We start from the raw sequence: 16,718 nt of genomic DNA, 5'->3' as shown, positions 1-16,718 counted from the left end.
ATTGTTCGTTCGCTACGCTCACTCACGCCAGCACCTCCGCGCGCAACCTCAACACCTTCGTCTCGTGCGGGCCCAGGACGAGGGCCGTGCCGTTGTCCACGGCGGCGGCCAGGCCGTCGGTCGGCATGCTGGAGAACGGTTCGAGCCCCAGCGTGTACGCCCGTCCCCACCAGGGATAATCGGTGGACGCGCCGAGCTCCTGCCACATCCACAGGTACGGCAGGAGCGTCGCATCCCACTCCACCCGCATACCGATATCCCCCGAAATTTCGTACCAACCCTCGTCGAAGCCCGTCAGGTAGACGATGTCGCTCGGCGACCCCGGCTCCTGCACCACGCTCAGGTCGGTCTCGCCGCCGCCGTCGGCCGGGACGACGGGCCACTCCCACGGCCCGCCCGCCCTGACCCGCCGGCCCGCCGGGTTTATCGCACTCTGGTGGGGGATCACCTTGACGCCCTCCGGCAGCCTGATCCGGGCGCCGGGACGCAGGAACGGCAGGCCGTACACGATGTGCTGCCCCCACATGGCGTGCAGCGGGAGATCGGCCTCGTTGGTGGCCCGGCCCTCGATCTCCAGCGCCGCCGTGCCCGACCTGAGCCTGAAGACCTTCTCGATCCGGTACGGCAGCCGCCGCGTCCGCACGCTGAGCCGTACCGCGACCTCCTCCTCGGAGTCGGCCACGACCTCGCAGCGCCACGGCAGCCCGGAGACCTCCCCGTGCTGCGCCAGCCGCGCGCCCCGGTACTCGCTGGGCGCGCCGCCGTTCGGGAAGACCTCCTGCCAGCCGCCCTCGTAGTGGTCGATGAACTGGGCGACGTCGTCGGCCGCGCCCTGGAGGTGGTCGTGTGGGTTGCGCAGGCCCTGCGGGGAGAGCCAGACGAAGTCCGTGTCGGTGGGCTTGTGCAGAAATTCCAGCACATCGCCGCCTTTGTCCGGCACGACGGTCACGCGCAGCAGCTCGTTCTCCAGCACGACCGCCCGCAGCCCGTCGATCGTGACGGGCCGCAGGCGGGCCGCCCAGTTACGCCTCACTGGAAGGTCACATCCAGGAATCTCGGCCGGTAGATGGTCACGTCGCGGTAGTGGTCGGTGTTCACGAAGCTGTTGACGTTGTAGGAGATCACGAGCCCGTTGCCCGCGACCTCGGGATGCGCGTGGGCGTTGTAGGTGAAGATGTTCCCCTTGGTCTCGGGGGTCGTGTAGACGTGCTGCTTGCCGGTGAACGGGCCGAACGGGGAGCACGAGGTGTAGGCCACGATGTTGGGGCTCAGCACTTCGGTCGTGTCATGCGTGATCAGGACATATCCGGATCCGACCTTGGTGACGCTGTACTCGTTCGCGACGCCGCTCATGATCCGTGCCGAGTCGGCCTCGTTCGGCGACCAGGTGCCGTCCGCCTTCAGGAACTCCCACGTGCCCAGCAGGCTCTGCCCGGCGACCCTGGCGACGTGCATGTACTTGGGCGAGCCGAGGTCCTCGACGCCGTACACGTAGGTGTATCCGCCGTCCTTGAGGATCGCCGAGGCCCACGAGACGCCGTGCCCGGACGGCAGGTCGGTGACGCTGATGGGCTGGTTCAGCCGGCCCGGGGCGAACCTGGCCACCACGTTCCGGTGCCAGCGCCAGTCCCAGGCGCCGGTGCCGTACCGCTCGTACTCCTGGTAGGTGACCTCCACGAGCCCGCCGGCCACCGTCGCGTCGCCGGCCCAGTACCAGTGGTTCTGGTCGCGCGGAGGCATGACGGCGGTCGGCTTGGCGGCGGTGCCGTCGTGGATCGTGGACAGCCTGCCGTCGCGCTCGACGGCGAAGGAGTTGTTCAGGAAGACCGTGTCCCCGCCCTCCCCGACCACGGGCGGGCGCGAGCCGTCGGCGTTCACCCGGCCGAGGAACGTGTCGGAGAAGATCCACAGCTCCTTGCCGTTCGGCAGCTTGACCGAGTAGGTGCCGTCGGCGCCCGTCCAGTCGTCCACCCGGCTGTTGTCGTTGCCGTAGTTGGTGAAAAGGCTGGTCAGGCGGGCGTCGGTGGTGGTTGCCTTGACGGTCGGGCCGCACGCGGCCTTCGGGGCGGCCGGCTGCTGCTGCTGGGCCACCGAGGGGACGGGTTTGGGTGGGGCGGCCCAGGCTTGCTGCGGTACGGCCGTCAGGCCGGCCAACGCGATGGCGAGGGGTGCTAAGGCGGAGCGGAATCGCGTCATCACTCGTCCTTGGGGAGGGAAGTTCCCTACAGTTCTAGTCATTAGATCACTTGCTGTCCAGGGCCCCCTCACACTCGGCCGAATCAGATCGTTGGAGTTCGGAGCTGATCCTCAGCGAGCTGCACTATGGTGATGACTTCCTGAAATATCCGTAAATATCCGTTATGGAGGTTGTATGCCGGTCACTCGCCGAGATCTGCTCAAGGTCGGCGCCGGAGCCGCGGCGGCGGCTCTGGCGGGCACGGAGACGGCGGCGGCCGCCGCCTCCGCAGCGGGCCGGTTCGACCTGGCGGCGCCCGCCACCCAGCTGATCTGGAAGAAGGCGCTGTACGACGAGACCGTGCTGCAGTCGTTCGCCTTCGACAACGCCAACGGGCACATTTACCTGGCCCAGCTGAAGAACGGCTCGGGCTCGGCGGCGGCCGGGGATCTCTGCGTGACCAAGCTGAGCCTGTCCGGATCGGTGCTCGGCCACATGTACCTCAAGGGCTTCGGCCACGGCGTGCAGATCGGCGTGGAGCCGTCGGGCGGCTCCGCCTACCTGTGGACGGAGACCGACGCGGTCGCCGACGGCTCGGGGAACGCGTGGGGGCGGCGGCTGGCGAGGTTCAAGTTCGTCAACGGCCAGACGCTCACGCCGTCGTCCTCGGCGCTCACCAAGTACACCCTGATCTCGGGCGCGACCAGCACCACCTGCGCCATCGACCCGTCCACCAACCGGCTGATCATGCGCTGCCGGGTCGACGGCCAGGCGCGGTTCGTGGCGTACTCGCTGGCGGCGGTCAAGGCGGGCACGGCCAAGAAGCTGTACGACGTCGCGCAGCCGTCCGGCCTGGGCGTCTTCCAGGGCTACACGGCCTACGGCGACTACCTCTACCTGCTCGACGGAACGGCGTACGGCGCCTCCAACCCCGCGCCGGGCAACACCTACCTCACCTGCGTCGACCTGCGCACGGGCGCCAAGGTCCAGCGCTCGCTCAGCCAGGCGGGCAAGTCCCTGGACTACCGGGAGCCGGAGGGCATGGCGATCCAGATCGTCTCGGGACGGCCCAGACTGTGCCTCGGCCTCGCCTCCGGCACCGCCGGGGCCCGCAAAGCCAGCATCTTCTACAAGTCCGCCCTCGTCTGACACGGACCGCCTCTTCGAGGACGGAAAATGTGGTGACCGCGCCCGAAGGGGCCCGGTAGCCTGCCGGGATGGGCCACGTCGAAGTAGGACATCTCACGTACGTGCTGCCCGACGGGCGGCCCCTGCTCAACGACGTGTCCTTCCGGATCGGCGAAGGCGTCAAGGCGGCGCTCGTCGGGCCCAACGGCGCGGGCAAGACCACGCTCATGCGGCTGATCGCCGGTGACCTCCAGCCCGTCGACGGCAGCGTGGCGAGCTCCGGCGGGCTGGGCGTGATGCGGCAGTTCATCGGCAGCGTGCGCGACGGGAGCAGCGTGCGCGACCTGCTGCTCGGCGTCGCGCCCCCGGCGGTGCGCGCGGCGGCCGAGCGGCTCGACGAGGCCGAGCTGGTCATGATGGAGCGCGACGACGAGAAGACGCAGATGCGTTACGCGCAGGCCATCAGCGACTACACCGACGCGGGTGGCTACGACATCGAGGTGTTGTGGGACACGTGTACGGTGGCCGCGCTCGGCGTCCCGTACGAAAGGGTGAAATATCGGGACGTGTCCACGCTGTCCGGCGGCGAGCAGAAGCGGCTCGTCCTGGAGGCGCTGCTGCGCGGCCCCGACCAGACGCTGCTGCTCGACGAGCCCGACAACTACCTCGACGTCCCCGGCAAGGAGTGGCTGGAGCAGCAGCTCAGGGAGACGCCCAAGACCGTGCTGCTGGTCAGCCACGACCGCCAGCTCCTGGCCAACGCGGCCGACCGCATCGTGACCGTCGAGTCCGGCAACATCTGGATCCACGGCGGCGGGTTCGGCACGTACGCCGAGGCCCGCAAGGCCCGCAACGAACGCCTCGACGAGCTGCGCAGGCGCTGGGACGAAGAGCACGCCAAGCTCAAGGCCCTGGTCAACATGCTCAAGAACAAGGCGCGATACAACGACGGCATGGCCGCCGCCTACCACGCCGCCCAGACCCGGTTGCGCAAGTTCGTGGAGGCGGGCCCGCCCGAGACGCCGCCCAACGACCAGAACATCAAGATGCGCCTCAGGGGCGGCCGCACCGGCAAGCGCGCGATCACCTGCGAGGGGCTCGAGCTCACCGGCCTCATGCGCCCGTTCGACCTGGAGGTCTGGTACGGCGAGCGCGTCGCGGTGCTCGGCTCCAACGGCTCGGGCAAGTCCCACTTCCTGCGCCTGCTGGCCGGAGAGCCGATCAACCACGAGGGGGTCGCCAAGCTCGGCGCCCGCGTGGTCCCCGGCCACTTCGCCCAGACGCACGCCAGGCCCGACCTGCTCGGCCGCACCCCGGTCGAGATCGTCATGACCGAGCACGCCAAGCTCAAGAACGAGGCCATGAAGACGCTGGCCCGCTACGAGCTGGCGGGGCTGATCGCCGAGCAGCGGTTCGACACGCTCTCCGGCGGGCAGCAGGCCCGGCTGCAGATCCTGCTGCTCGAACTGTCCGGGGCCACGCTGCTGCTGCTCGACGAGCCGACCGACAACCTCGACCTGGCCAGCGCGGAGGCGCTGCAGGCGGGCCTCGACGCGTTCGACGGCACGGTCCTGGCGGTCACCCACGACCGCTGGTTCGCCGCCGACTTCGACCGCTACCTGGTCTTCGGCTCCGACGGCACGGTCTACGAGTCGTCCGAGCCGGTTTGGGACGAGGCCAGGGTCGTACGTCCCCGTTAAAGAGTTGGTACGCCTGGCGCGTGTCATCTGCCAGCCGTGCCCATGCACGGGTTATCACGGCAAAGTGATCCCGCGCAGCCGAACCGTCAGCCTGCTCGCACTCTGCGCACTCGGGGCGATCTGCCTCTCCGGGTGCGCGAACGAGAAACGACCCGTGCAAGAGCTCAAGCCCCTTGCGCTCAAGGAGCAGGTCTCCAATATCGTCAAATCCGCCGACGGGTACGCCGTCACCTGGGCGGGTGTGCTCAGCAACGCCAACCCGTGGCACTTCGGCGAGCACGTGGTGGCCACGATCGTCGGACACGACGCCAAGGGCACCGAGGTGGTCAGGATGGACCAGCCGCTCGACGCCGTGCCGCCAGGCGGGTCGCTGGCCTTCACCGGCCAGGCCACCGCTTCCGAGAAGCCGGCGAAGGTGACGATCCAGTACCGTCCCGCGCGCTGGCGGGCGGCGGCGCGGATTCCGTCCGCGTTCCAGCGGTTCCCTATCAGCCGAGTTCAGACATTGCCCCAGAAAGACGGCTCATACCTTATTACTGGATATGTCGGCAATCCCTATCAAATGTCGGCCAGCAGCCTCGTCGTGAACGCGCTGCTGCGCGACAAAGCGGGCAAACTCCTCGGCGGCGGGAGCACATTCGTGGACGACGTCAAAACCGGAAGTCCGCCGCGATTCATCCTCACCGTGTCAGGGCTGCCCCAAGGGACGAAGGTCGCGAGGACCGACATCACGGCCAGGACCTGGGGCTCGACCGGCCGTCCCTACGAGGAGCTGGCACTCGCCGGAGCCGCGCCGGTCCACACCGTCAAGCCGGTGACGGAGCCATTCGCGGTAGACCGGAGCACACAGGTCGTGTCGGAGCATAAACAATGAATTGGGTAAAATCCAAAGGCGTTGTTATACCGACACCCCGAAAGCGGTAGAACTACTAGTTACCAATCAATTACCTTCGGTCATATGAATGACCGCGTCCTGGTCGAAGCCCTCCGCGCCCGTGATCCCGGCGCGCTCGCCGCGCTCTATGACACGTACGCGGAGAGCGTCTACCGCTACTGCTGGTCCCTCCTGCTGAACGCGGACAGCGCCCAGGTGGCGCTCCGTGACACCCTCATCGCGGCTGAGGCGCACGTGGGCGCGCTGGCCGACCCCGACCGGCTGCGCGCCTGGCTGTACGCGCTGGCCCGCGCGGAGTGCCTGCGCCGCCGGGCCGCCGCGCCGCCGGGGTCCGCCGAAGCCCTGGCCAAGGCGCCGCCACCGCGCGACGAGGCCGACGCCGACCTGCGGGTCATGGCCTGGAACGCCGTCCACAGCCTGCCCGTCGCCGACCGCGAGGCCCTGGAGCTCACGTACCGGCACTCGCTGCCCGCGCCCGAGCTGGCCCAGGTGCTGGGGACGCGGCAGGTCGAGCAGGTGCTGGAGGGGGCGCGCGAGCGGCTGCGCGACGCGATCACCGCCGAGATCCTCGCCTTGAAGGGCCCGTACGACTGCCCGCAGCGGGCCGCGATCCTGGCCGGCTTCTCCGGCGAACTGACCCAGGAGATGCGCGAGAGCCTGGTCCGGCACCTGCGGCGCTGCGAGACCTGCGCGCCGCACCGCAACCGCGAGGTGTCGCCCGCCAAGGTCCTCGGCCTGCTGCCCCAGCAGACCCTGCCCGACGCGCTCCGGCTGCGGGTGATGAGCTGCTTCGTCGACCCCGAACTCCTGCCGTACCGCCGTTACGTCGCCAGACGTACGGGCAACCTGGGCGCCGCCGGATTTCCCGTTCCCGCGGACAAGAACGCTCGAAGGTGGCCTAAGGCGCTGGCAGGCGCGCTGGCGGCGGTCGCGGCCGTGGTGGCGGTAGCGCTGATCCTGCAGCAGCTCGAGACGGAGGGGGGCGGGGTGTCGGGGGTGGCGACGGCCGCGTTCCCGGCCACGGGTGAGCCGCCCGCCATCCGCGTGCCCTGGCGCTCCGACCCTCCGGACGTGGTGGTGACGGGCGATCCCGTCCTGGACAGCAGGACCACCCGTCCGATCAGGGTCACCGGCGTCCCGATGCTGGTGCCGTCCGTCGCGCCCGTCCGCGACTCCGAACGCACCCCGCCGGCCGGCGACGCGCCCTCCTCCCGTGACCGCTCCGGCCCTCCTCGGTCCCCGGACTGGGAACCCCCGACGTACCTCCCCCCACCTCCACCGGTCCCGCCGACACACCGGCCACCGGCAGGCGGCCCACCCAAGGACCCGCCCCCGGCCAACCCCCCACCATCCGTCCCCCGCACCCGCACCCCCTGCCCCACCCCGACCCCCACCCCAGCCCAGACCCCCACCCAGACCCCCACTCCGCCCACATCACCGACCCCCACGGACGCCCCCTCACCCACCAGCACCGCCGGCTGACCTCCAACCCCTCCATTGCCTGAATCCGCGTGGGCCGATCACGTTACGTGAGTGAATTGCCGGGAACTGTGTGCATAGAGTAACCATGTGTTTCCGGGGGGACCAATGCGCGCATTCCGGGCCGGGCTCCTCGCGTGCTGCCTGGTCGTCGCTCTGTGCCCGCCCGTCGTGGCCGACCCCGTCCCCTCCTCGCGGGAGGTGCGCAAGGCCCGGCAGGCCGCGCAAGTCCGTTCGAGGGAGCTGGGGGCGGCCAGTGCCCAGCTGGCCACGGCGCAGGCGCGGTTGGACGGAATGGCGGCCGCGGTGGAGCGGCTGGTGGAGGCGTACAACGGCGAGCTGGTCAGGCTCCAGCAGGCCGACCAGACGTACGCGCAGGCCAGGGCGCGGCTGGCGGCGGCGGACGCGGAGGTCGAGCGGGCCAGGCAGGCCGTCGCGCTGCTGGCGGCGCAGAGCTACGGCGGGCTGGGGCTGATGACCCCGGTCGTCAGCATGCTCGTCGATCAGGGCGACAGGGAGGGCGTTCTGCGCAGGGCGGGCCTGCTGGCGCAGATGAGGAGCGAGCAGTCGGCGATCCTCGGCAGCCTGCGCGACGCGCAGGAGGTAGCCGCCATCCTGCGTACGCAGGCCGCGAACGCCTACGCCGCCCACCGGGTCCTCTCGGAGCGGGTCGCGGTGGCCAAGACCGTGGCCGAGCAGGCGGTGGCCCGGCAGCGGCAGGAGACGACGCGGCTGCGGGCCCGTACGGTGGTCCTCCAGCGCCGGGTGGACGCGGCGCGCACCCGCGCGGAGCTGCTGGCCAGGCAGCGGGCCGCGGCACTGCAGAACGCGGCTACCGGTGGCTCGGCCATGGGGGACGTGGCGGCCAACTGGGCGCTCACCCAGCTGGGCAAGCCGTACGTGTGGGCGGCCGCGGGACCGGACACGTACGACTGCTCAGGGCTCGTGATGCGGGCCTGGGAGAAGGTGGGCGTACAGCTGGACCACTGGACGGGCACCCAGTGGACCTCGGGCCCGCACGTGCCACTGGACCAGCTCAGACGGGGCGACCTGCTGTTCTTCGGCTACGTCAGCAGCGACCCGGGCACCATCCACCACGTCGGGATCTACGTCGGCAACGGCCAGATGGTGCACGCGCCGCAGACCGGCGACGTCGTACGGGTCGCCTCGATCTGGCGCGGGGACCTGGTGGGCGCCACCAGGCCCCGCTGAGGGGTCAGTGGTGACCCTCCTCCTTGGCCCGGCGGAAGGAGCGCTCGATCTCGGCCTCGGCCTCGATGCGGCCGACCCAGTTGGCGCCCTCGACGGACTTGCCCGGCTCCAGGTCCTTGTAGACCTCGAAGAAGTGCTGGATCTCCAGGCGGTCGAACTCCGACACGTGATGGATGTCCTGGATGTGGTGCATCCGCGGGTCGGTCGAGGGGACGCAGAGGACCTTGTCGTCGCCGCCCTTCTCGTCCGTCATCCTGAACATGCCCACCGCCCGGCAGGTGATGTAGCACCCGGGGAACGTGGGCTCCTGCAGCAGCACCAGCGCGTCCAGCGGGTCGCCGTCCTCGCCGAGGGTGTTCTCGATGAAGCCGTAGTCGGCGGGATACTGCGTGGAGGTGAACAGGAGCCTGTCGAGCCTGATCTTCCCGGTCTCGTGGTCCACTTCGTACTTGTTCCGATTCCCCTTCGGAATCTCAACGACGACGTCGAACTCCACCGCGGTCCTTTCTCATGGGCCGATTCCGCTTCACCGGGCAACGCCTGGTTCGGCTTCGTCTCCCGCACTCAAGCCCCCGGGAACCCCCGGTTGGGCGTTAATGTCTCGTAGGCGAACACAGGAGAGAGGCAGACGACGTGGCGCGGCACGACCGGTGGGTGATGTTGACCACTCTCGCCGTGCTGCAGGCCCTGACGATCGTCATCGGCGTTTACGCGATGACCACCGACTTCAGCCTGGGCGCGTTGACGAGGCAGTCTCCACCGACCAAGCCGACGGCGTCCCCGCCGGAAGGGTCTCCCTCCGTCCCCGTGGTCACCTCGGGGCCTGTGCTGGCCCAGCTTTCGGTGAAGTCAGGGGGCGGACCTCTCCCGACTAAGGGTACTTTGACGCGCCAGCTCACCAGTGCCCTGGGTGACGAAGCGCTCGGCTCACACGTGGGCGCGGTGGTGATCGACGCGGCCACCGGCGAACGGATTTTCGCCGCCAACGCCGACACCCCCATCGTCCCGGCCTCGACCACCAAGGTCGTCACGTGTTCCGCGGCCCTGGCCTCCCTCGGCCCGGACACGCGGCTGTCCACCAGGGTCGTCCAGGGCGCGAAGCCGGGCACGGCCGTCCTGGTCGGGGGCGGCGACCCGATGCTGGCCGGCCCGTCGGCGAAACCGACGTACCCGAAGCAGGCGAGCCTGGCCACCCTGGCGGCCCGCACGGCCGCCACCCTCAAGTCGCAAAACCTTCGAAAAATCACTCTTTCGTACGACACCTCGTTGTTCGTCGGTTCGCCGATCGCCCCCGGCTGGAAGCCGAACTACGTCCCGGACGGCGAGGTCGCGCCCGTCTACGCCCTGACCATGGACGAAGGCCGCCAGAACCCGCGCTTCCACCAGCCCCGGGTCTCCAACCCGCCCCAGTACGCCGCCGCGGCCTTCGCCAAGCTGCTGGCCAAGCAGGGGATCACGGTCTCCAGGTCCGTGAAGCCCGGCAAGGCCCCCGCGGGCGCCCCGGAGCTGGGCCGGGTGGACTCCGCCCCGCTCTACTCCCTCGTCGAGCACGCGCTCACCCGGAGCGACAACGACCTGGCCGAGGCCCTGGCCAGGCATGTCGCCATCAAGGAGGGCCAGGAGGCGTCGTTCGAAGGGGGCACCAAGGCCGTGGTGGCGGTGCTCCAGCGGCTGGGGGCCGCGCAGGGGATCTCGCTCTCCGACGGCAGCGGCCTGTCCACCCGCAACCGCATCAGCCCCGGCGCCCTTGCCAAGCTGATCGCCATGTCCGGCTCCCCGAGCCAGCCCAACCTGCACGCCATCGCCTCCGGCATGCCGATCGCGGGCTTCTCCGGCACGCTGGGGAACGGGCGGCGGTTCACGGGCAGCGACAGCAGGGGGGAGGTCGGGCTCGTCCGGGCCAAGACCGGCACGCTGAACAACGTCAACACGCTGGCGGGCATGGCGACCACGAAGGACGGGCGGCTGGTGACGTTCGCCTTCATGGCGGACCGCGTCCCGGCCACGGCCGAACCCGTACTCGACCGCCTCGCCGCCATCGTGGCAAGGTCCTGACCACGCTCCTAAGGCCCACGCCTCAGCCCAGACACCGGCGCTCCTTCGCGTGTTTATGGCGATCCTGCGGATCGCGGCTCAGTCGCTGGGGTCCGGTGTCTTCCTTCGTCACTCGGTCGCTTCGCTCCCTCCCTCCTCAGTCCAGACACCGGCGCTCCTTCGCAGGTTGGGCATCGAGCACGTACGGTGGACGGTATGCAGGTGATCGACTGGGATCTGGCCGTCACGACCGGCACGCGCCTGGTGCGCCCCGGTCCTCAAGTGAGCCGGGAGGAGGCCAGGCAGGCCGTCACCGAGCTCCGTACCCTGTCGCGTGAGGCCGAGGGGCACGTGCGCGAGTTCACCAAGATTCACACGGAGGCCGCGCCGCAGGCCGCGACCATCGTCGACCGGCCCGGCTGGATCAAGGCGAACGTCGAGGGCTTCCGCGTGGTGCTCGAGCCGTTGACGGAGCGCATGGGCAGCAGCGAGAACCAGCCGCCCGCCATCGTCACCGCCGTGGGCTCCCGCATCACGGGCGTCGAGGTCGGGGCCGTCCTGGCCTTCCTCGCCTCGCGGGTCCTCGGGCAGTACGAGCTGTTCCTCCCGCCCGACCCCACGGGCCAGGAGCCCACGGGCCGGCTGACGCTCGTCGCCCCCAACATCGTCCACGCCGAGCGCGAGATGGGCGTCGACCCGCACGACTTCCGCCTGTGGGTGTGCCTGCACGAGGAGACGCACCGGGTGCAGTTCACGGGTGTGCCGTGGCTGCGCGAATACGTCCGGTCGCAGATGACCGAGTTCCTGCTCGCCTCCGACCTCGACCTGCCCACGCTGCTCGAACGCCTCCGCAACGCCGCCGACACGGTGGCCGACGTGGTGCGCGGCGGGGAGGGCAACCTCATCGACGCCATCCAGTCACCGGGGCAGAAGGAGATCCTCGACCGTCTGACGGCCGTGATGACCCTGGTGGAGGGGCACGGCGACTACGTCATGGACGCGGTGGGCCCGTCCGTGGTGCCCTCGGTGGGCGACATCCGCGCCAAGTTCGCCCAGCGCCGGGAGGGCGGCTCCCGCCTTGACCGTACGGTGCGGCGGCTGCTGGGGATCGACCTCAAGATGAAGCAGTACGCGGAGGGGTCGGCGTTCGTACGGAAGGTGGTGGACCGGGTGGGGATGGATGGCTTCAACAAGATCTGGACCTCTCCCGAGACGCTTCCGACGACGGCGGAGATCTCGGACCCGGACGCCTGGATCAGCCGCGTCATCGGCACCCCGGCCCTCCCGGCCTGACCTCCCGGCCGCCTCTTCACACCAGCGGCCGCCCAGCGGGCTGCCCAGGCGGCCGGGTGGTGCGGGTGTGTCCCGTGGTGCAGCTGCGTGAGATCGGCATTCCGTCCTCGTGAGCAGCGCGACGGACGCAGGACCCGTGAACGCCGGCATGCGGGTGCCCTCAGCGGGCGCCCGCATGACCACTGCGGGCGGTGAGCGGCTGACGACGCAGGCGCGGTGAGCCCGGAGCCGGTGCCCTTGGAGCGCCGCGTCGGTGGGGTGTGGTGCCGTGGAGTCCGGCGCCCGGCGACGGTGGGCTACGGGTTGCGGGCTACGGGCTACGGGCTGCGGGCTACGGGCGGTGGGCTACGGGCGGTGGGTCGGGGTGGCGCGGGTGGTGTTGGGGTGGGGGCAGGGGGCGAGAATGGCACCCGTGGGTCCACATCCAGCCGTAGCCGACGTGCGCCGGGCAGTGCGTGAGGCGCTGGCCGACGTCGAGAAAGGCGCGCTCGTGCTGACCGCCTGCAGCGGCGGAGCCGACTCCCTGGCTTTGGCGGCGGCGCTGGCGTTCGTGGCCCCCAGGACAGGCCTCAGGGCGGGGCTGCTCACCGTGGACCACCAGCTCCAGCAGGGCTCGGACGAGCGGGCGCGGACGGTCGCGGACATCGGGGCGCGCCGGCTCGGCCTGAGCCCGGCCGAGGTGCTCACCGTCACGGTCGGCACCGAGGGCGGTCCCGAGGCGGCGGCGCGGGAGGCGAGGTACGCGGCGCTGGCCGAGGCGGCGGACCAGCTCCGGGCGGAGGCGGTCCTGCTCGGGCACACCCGCGACGACCAGGCGGAGACGGTGCTGCTGGGCCTGGCCAGGGGGAGCGGCGTCAGGTCCCTGTCCGGGATGGCGGCGCGCAGCGGCCGCTACCGCAGGCCGTTCCTGCACATCCCCAGGGCCACCACCGTGAAGGCCTGCGAGGCCATGGGGCTCGACCCCTGGGACGACCCGCACAACGAGGATCCCCGCTACACGAGGGTCCGCGTGCGACGCAGGGTCCTGCCCGTGCTCGAAGCGGAGCTGGGCCCGGGAGTGGCCGAGGCGCTCGCGAGGACCGCGGGGATGGCGCGGGAGGACGCCGACGCCCTCGACCAGTGGGCCGAATCGGCGTACCAAAATTGCGCTCTTAGCGATATTCCGGGATCCGTGACAATGGCCGTGCCAGAGCTGGAGAAGCTCCCCGACGCCGTCAGGCGGCGGGTGCTGCGGCGGGCGGCGATTGCGGCGGGAGCGCCGTCAGGGGCCCTCTCGGCCACGCACGTGCTGGCCGTGGATCGGCTGGTCACGAGCTGGCGCGGGCAGAAGGCCGTGGACCTGCCCGGGGGTCTGGCCGCTGTCCGGCGGTATGGCACCCTGATACTCGCCATCAGTCCCATCGCATAAGGAACCACAGGTGGACGCTGCCGACATGGGCAATGACCTGGAAAATGTCCTCATTCCCGAGGACGAGCTCCAGGCCAAGATCAAAGAGCTTGCCGGGCGGATCGACGAGGACTACGCGGGTAAAGACTTGCTGCTCGTGGGGGTGTTGAAGGGCGCCGTCATGGTGATGGCCGACCTGGCCAGGTCCCTGCACGTGCCCGTGCAAATGGATTGGATGGCGGTGTCGTCGTACGGCGCGGGCACGAAGTCATCCGGCGTCGTACGCGTGCTGAAAGACCTCGATACCGACATCATGGGCCGCGACGTGCTGATAGTCGAGGACATCATCGACTCCGGCCTGACCCTGCACTGGCTGTTGGAAAACCTGAAGTCACGTAATCCCGCCTCACTTGAGATCTGCACCGCGCTGCGGAAACCCGACGCGGTGAAGGTGCCGATCGATGTGAAATACGTGGGGTTCGACATTCCCAACGAGTTCGTCATCGGTTACGGCCTCGACTACGCCGAGCGATACCGGAATCTGCCGTTCATCGGCACACTGGCCCCACACGTTTACAAGTAGCAATCTGGACCACGGCCGGGAACACCGCGCAACGTGACGTACGTTGATAGGGCAAGACCGGTACAGCGGGCGGGTCCCCCCGTGCGCTCTGCCGGTGTACCTTCAGACTCCTGGAGGGTGACCGCGTGTCCCCCTCGGGTAGTCAGAAGTCGCGGTGCCGGATGCCGCGGCCCCGGGGCAGCCCGGGGTTCCAGGCCATGGTCAGGAAGGGACGGGCCCGCAAGGGGTTCCGCATCGGATGGATCTCAAGCGATTTACACGTGGGCCACTGCTGTGGATCCTGGGCATCGTCGTGCTGCTCCTACTCGTCACTCAGCTTTGGAGTGGCGGCGGTAATTTCAAGCAGGCCGACACGTCCCTGGTTCTCCAGCAGATTCGCGCCGGAAACGTCAGCAACGCCAAGATTGTCGACAAGGACAACCGGATCGAGGTGACGCTGACCAACCCGATCACGGTCAAGGCCGGCGACGCCCCGACGAAGCTGATCCAGTCCAACTGGGTCACCGGTTACGGCAGCAAGCTGACCGACGAGCTCCAGGCTCAGTACGAGGCCGGCAAGACCAAGAGCTTCACCACCGAGGTGCCGCAGGAGAACTTCCTCGTCAGCATCCTGGTGAGCTTCCTGCCGATCGTCTTCATCGTGCTGATCTTCCTGTTCATCATGAACCAGATGCAGGGTGGCGGCTCGCGAGTGATGAACTTCGGCAAGTCCAAGGCCAAGCTCATCACCAAAGACACCCCCAAGACCACTTTCGCCGACGTCGCCGGAGCCGACGAGGCCATCGAGGAGCTCCAGGAGATCAAGGAGTTCCTGCAGGCCCCGGCCAAGTTCCAGGCGATCGGCGCCAAGATCCCCAAGGGCGTGCTGCTGTACGGCCCGCCCGGCACCGGTAAGACCCTGCTGGCCCGTGCCGTGGCCGGCGAGGCGGGCGTGCCGTTCTACTCGATCTCCGGTTCCGACTTCGTCGAGATGTTCGTCGGTGTCGGCGCCTCGCGGGTGCGCGACCTGTTCGAGCAGGCCAAGGCCAACGCCCCGGCGATCATCTTCATCGACGAGATCGACGCCGTCGGCCGCCACCGCGGCGCCGGCCTGGGCGGCGGCCACGACGAGCGCGAGCAGACGCTCAACCAGCTGCTCGTCGAGATGGACGGCTTCGACGTCAAGGGCGGCGTGATCCTCATCGCCGCGACCAACCGGCCCGACATCCTCGACCCGGCGCTGCTGCGCCCGGGCCGTTTCGACCGGCAGGTCACCGTCGACCGCCCCGACCTCGAGGGCCGCAAGGGCATCCTCAAGGTTCACGGCCGCGGCAAGCCGTTCGCCCCCAACGTCGACCTCGACGTCATCGCGCGCCGCACCCCCGGGTTCACCGGCGCCGACCTGGCCAACGTGATCAACGAGGCCGCCCTGCTCACCGCGCGGGCCGACCAGAAGCTGATCACGATGGACGTCCTCGAGGAGTCGATCGACCGCGTCATGGCAGGGCCCGAGCGCAAGTCGCGGGTCATGTCCGACAAGGAAAAGAAGATGATCGCCTACCACGAGGGCGGTCACGCGCTGGTGGCGCACGCGCTGCCCAACTCCGACCCGGTCCACAAGATCACGATCCTGTCCCGCGGCCGCGCCCTCGGTTACACGATGACGCTGCCGATGGAGGACAAGTTCCTGGCCACCAGGTCGGAGATGATGGACCAGCTCGCGATGCTGCTCGGCGGCCGCGCGGCGGAGGAGCTCGTCTTCCACGAGCCCACCACCGGCGCCTCCAACGACATCGAGAAGGCCACGGCGGTCGCCCGCCGCATGGTGACCGAGTACGGCATGAGCGAGCAGCTCGGCGCCCGTAAGTTCGGCACCGGCCAGGCCGAGGTGTTCCTGGGCCGCGAGATGGGCCACGAGCGCGACTACTCCGAGAAGATCGCTTCCACGATCGACGAGGAGGTCCGCCGGATGATCGAGACGGCGCACGACCAGGCGTGGGACATCCTGGTCGAATACCGCGACGTGCTCGACAACCTGGTGCTCGAGCTCATGGAGAAGGAGACGCTCTCCCGCGAGCAGGTGCTGCAGATCTTCGCCCCCGTGGTGGTCAAGGCGCACCGCCCGTCCTACGCGGGCTACGGCAAGCGGCTCCCCTCCGACCGTCCGCCGATCCTGACCCCCAAGGAGCAGTCGGCCAACGGCTCGCTCACGGCGGGCCACCAGGACGCCCTCCCGTCCGGGGACAGTGTGTGACTCAGCACGACGTAGACCTGGGCCGGATCGAGAAGGCCGTACGCGAGATCCTCTACGCCATCGGCGAGGATCCCGACCGCGACGGCCTCCTCGACACGCCGGCCCGGGTCGCCCGCGCCATGGCCGAGCAGTATTCAGGGCTCGGCCAGAAGCCCGAAGACGTCCTGACCAAGGTCTTCGACGTAGATCATGACGAGATGGTGCTCGTCCGGGACATCGAGGTCTACTCGACCTGCGAGCACCACCTGGTCCCGTTCCACGGTGTGGCCCACGTGGGCTACATCCCCAACGACCGCGGCCAGGTGACGGGCCTGTCGAAGCTGGCCCGCCTGGTCGACGTGTTCGCCCGCCGCCCCCAGGTCCAGGAGCGCATGACGTCCCAGATCGCCGACGCCCTCATGCGGGTTCTGGAGCCGCGCGGAGTCATCGTGGTGGTCGAGGCCGAGCATCTGTGCATGACGATGCGCGGCGTACGCAAACCGGGCGCCAAGACCGTCACCTCGGCGGTTCGCGGCGATTTCCGCACGAGCGACAAGACCCGATCTGAGGCGATGGCGCTGATCCTGGGTCGTTGATGACCGAACGGGGTACCCACGAT

At 69.5% G+C, this 16,718-nt stretch carries 14 protein-coding genes; 11 read left to right on the top strand and 3 right to left on the bottom strand.

Going from position 1 to position 16,718, the window contains the following annotated elements:
- Positions 1-22 precede the first annotated feature (22 nt).
- Complete coding sequence (locus HD596_RS12125) at positions 23-1,033, bottom strand: DUF4432 family protein (protein ID WP_185069354.1); 1,011 nt, start codon at positions 1,031-1,033, stop codon at positions 23-25.
- Positions 1,030-2,196: a DUF5005 domain-containing protein gene (locus tag HD596_RS12120; protein WP_185069353.1), complete on the bottom strand. Its 1,167-nt coding sequence runs from the start codon at positions 2,194-2,196 to the stop codon at positions 1,030-1,032. Before HD596_RS12120 ends, HD596_RS12125 begins: the two co-directional genes overlap by 4 nt.
- 175 nt (positions 2,197-2,371) lie before the next feature.
- Here HD596_RS12120 and HD596_RS12115 point away from each other — a divergent pair, with 175 nt between their 5' ends.
- The 5 genes from HD596_RS12115 (at position 2,372) to HD596_RS61650 (ending at position 8,590) form a co-directional block, all read left to right on the top strand.
- Positions 2,372-3,325, top strand: coding sequence for a phage baseplate protein (locus HD596_RS12115; RefSeq protein ID WP_185069352.1), 954 nt, complete (start codon positions 2,372-2,374; stop codon positions 3,323-3,325).
- A 68-nt stretch (positions 3,326-3,393) separates the two neighbouring features.
- The gene (locus HD596_RS12110) at positions 3,394-5,004 is read left to right on the top strand and encodes an ABC-F family ATP-binding cassette domain-containing protein (RefSeq protein WP_185069351.1); all 1,611 of its coding nucleotides are present in this window, start codon (positions 3,394-3,396) and stop codon (positions 5,002-5,004) included.
- 64 nt (positions 5,005-5,068) lie between these two features.
- The gene (locus HD596_RS12105; protein WP_185069350.1) at positions 5,069-5,878 is read left to right on the top strand and encodes a hypothetical protein; all 810 of its coding nucleotides are present in this window, start codon (positions 5,069-5,071) and stop codon (positions 5,876-5,878) included.
- 84 nt (positions 5,879-5,962) lie between these two features.
- The gene (locus HD596_RS12100) at positions 5,963-7,381 is read left to right on the top strand and encodes an RNA polymerase sigma factor (protein ID WP_185069349.1); all 1,419 of its coding nucleotides are present in this window, start codon (positions 5,963-5,965) and stop codon (positions 7,379-7,381) included.
- Between the two features lie 105 nt (positions 7,382-7,486).
- Entirely contained in the window at positions 7,487-8,590 is a 1,104-nt protein-coding gene (locus tag HD596_RS61650; RefSeq protein WP_246554368.1) for a C40 family peptidase, read from the top strand.
- A 4-nt stretch (positions 8,591-8,594) separates the two neighbouring features.
- Here HD596_RS61650 and HD596_RS12090 read toward each other — a convergent pair whose 3' ends face one another.
- On the bottom strand, positions 8,595-9,086 hold the full coding sequence (locus tag HD596_RS12090) for an inorganic diphosphatase (RefSeq protein ID WP_185069348.1): 492 nt from the start codon (positions 9,084-9,086) through the stop codon (positions 8,595-8,597).
- A gap of 161 nt (positions 9,087-9,247) precedes the next feature.
- On the opposite strand from HD596_RS12090, the gene dacB reads away from it, so the two are divergent.
- The 6 genes from dacB to folE all read left to right on the top strand — a co-directional run bounded on the left by dacB (position 9,248) and on the right by folE (position 16,695).
- Complete coding sequence (gene dacB, locus HD596_RS12085; RefSeq protein WP_221519291.1) at positions 9,248-10,645, top strand: D-alanyl-D-alanine carboxypeptidase/D-alanyl-D-alanine endopeptidase; 1,398 nt, start codon at positions 9,248-9,250, stop codon at positions 10,643-10,645.
- A gap of 195 nt (positions 10,646-10,840) precedes the next feature.
- Positions 10,841-11,917 carry an Rv3626c family coenzyme F420 biosynthesis-associated protein gene (locus HD596_RS12080; protein ID WP_185069346.1) on the top strand — a complete coding sequence of 359 codons (1,077 nt, stop codon included), beginning with the start codon at positions 10,841-10,843 and terminating at the stop codon, positions 11,915-11,917.
- A 403-nt stretch (positions 11,918-12,320) separates the two neighbouring features.
- Complete coding sequence (tilS, locus tag HD596_RS12075; RefSeq protein WP_185069345.1) at positions 12,321-13,325, top strand: tRNA lysidine(34) synthetase TilS; 1,005 nt, start codon at positions 12,321-12,323, stop codon at positions 13,323-13,325.
- A gap of 10 nt (positions 13,326-13,335) precedes the next feature.
- A complete protein-coding gene (gene hpt / locus HD596_RS12070; protein ID WP_313043709.1) occupies positions 13,336-13,887 on the top strand; it encodes a hypoxanthine phosphoribosyltransferase in 552 nt (183 codons plus the stop codon).
- A gap of 238 nt (positions 13,888-14,125) precedes the next feature.
- Positions 14,126-16,120 (top strand): ATP-dependent zinc metalloprotease FtsH, encoded by a 1,995-nt coding sequence (gene ftsH, locus HD596_RS12065; protein WP_185069344.1) that lies wholly within the window; start codon positions 14,126-14,128, stop codon positions 16,118-16,120.
- Positions 16,117-16,695, top strand: a complete 579-nt coding sequence (gene folE, locus HD596_RS12060) for a GTP cyclohydrolase I FolE (RefSeq protein WP_185069343.1) — start codon at positions 16,117-16,119, stop codon at positions 16,693-16,695. Before ftsH ends, folE begins: the two co-directional genes overlap by 4 nt.
- Positions 16,696-16,718: the final 23 nt, after the last annotated feature.

Source organism: Nonomuraea jabiensis (assembly GCF_014204795.1).
Taxonomy (GTDB): Bacteria; Actinomycetota; Actinomycetes; order Streptosporangiales; family Streptosporangiaceae; genus Nonomuraea; species Nonomuraea jabiensis.
Note: the sequence above shows the minus strand (reverse complement) of the source record. Positions and strands in the feature narration are given on the sequence as shown.

Excerpts from the sequence above, each read along its gene's own strand:
- HD596_RS12120 (WP_185069353.1), bottom strand. The coding sequence starts at position 2,196 with ATGACGCGATTCCGCTCCGCCTTAGCACCCCTCGCCATCGCGTTGGCC.
- HD596_RS12115 (WP_185069352.1), top strand. The coding sequence starts at position 2,372 with ATGCCGGTCACTCGCCGAGATCTGCTCAAGGTCGGCGCCGGAGCCGCG.
- HD596_RS12110 (WP_185069351.1), top strand. The coding sequence starts at position 3,394 with ATGGGCCACGTCGAAGTAGGACATCTCACGTACGTGCTGCCCGACGGG.
- HD596_RS12100 (WP_185069349.1), top strand. The coding sequence starts at position 5,963 with ATGAATGACCGCGTCCTGGTCGAAGCCCTCCGCGCCCGTGATCCCGGC.
- HD596_RS61650 (WP_246554368.1), top strand. The coding sequence starts at position 7,487 with ATGCGCGCATTCCGGGCCGGGCTCCTCGCGTGCTGCCTGGTCGTCGCT.
- dacB (WP_221519291.1), top strand. The coding sequence starts at position 9,248 with ATGTTGACCACTCTCGCCGTGCTGCAGGCCCTGACGATCGTCATCGGC.
- HD596_RS12080 (WP_185069346.1), top strand. The coding sequence starts at position 10,841 with ATGCAGGTGATCGACTGGGATCTGGCCGTCACGACCGGCACGCGCCTG.
- tilS (WP_185069345.1), top strand. The coding sequence starts at position 12,321 with ATGGCACCCGTGGGTCCACATCCAGCCGTAGCCGACGTGCGCCGGGCA.
- ftsH (WP_185069344.1), top strand. The coding sequence starts at position 14,126 with ATGGATCTCAAGCGATTTACACGTGGGCCACTGCTGTGGATCCTGGGC.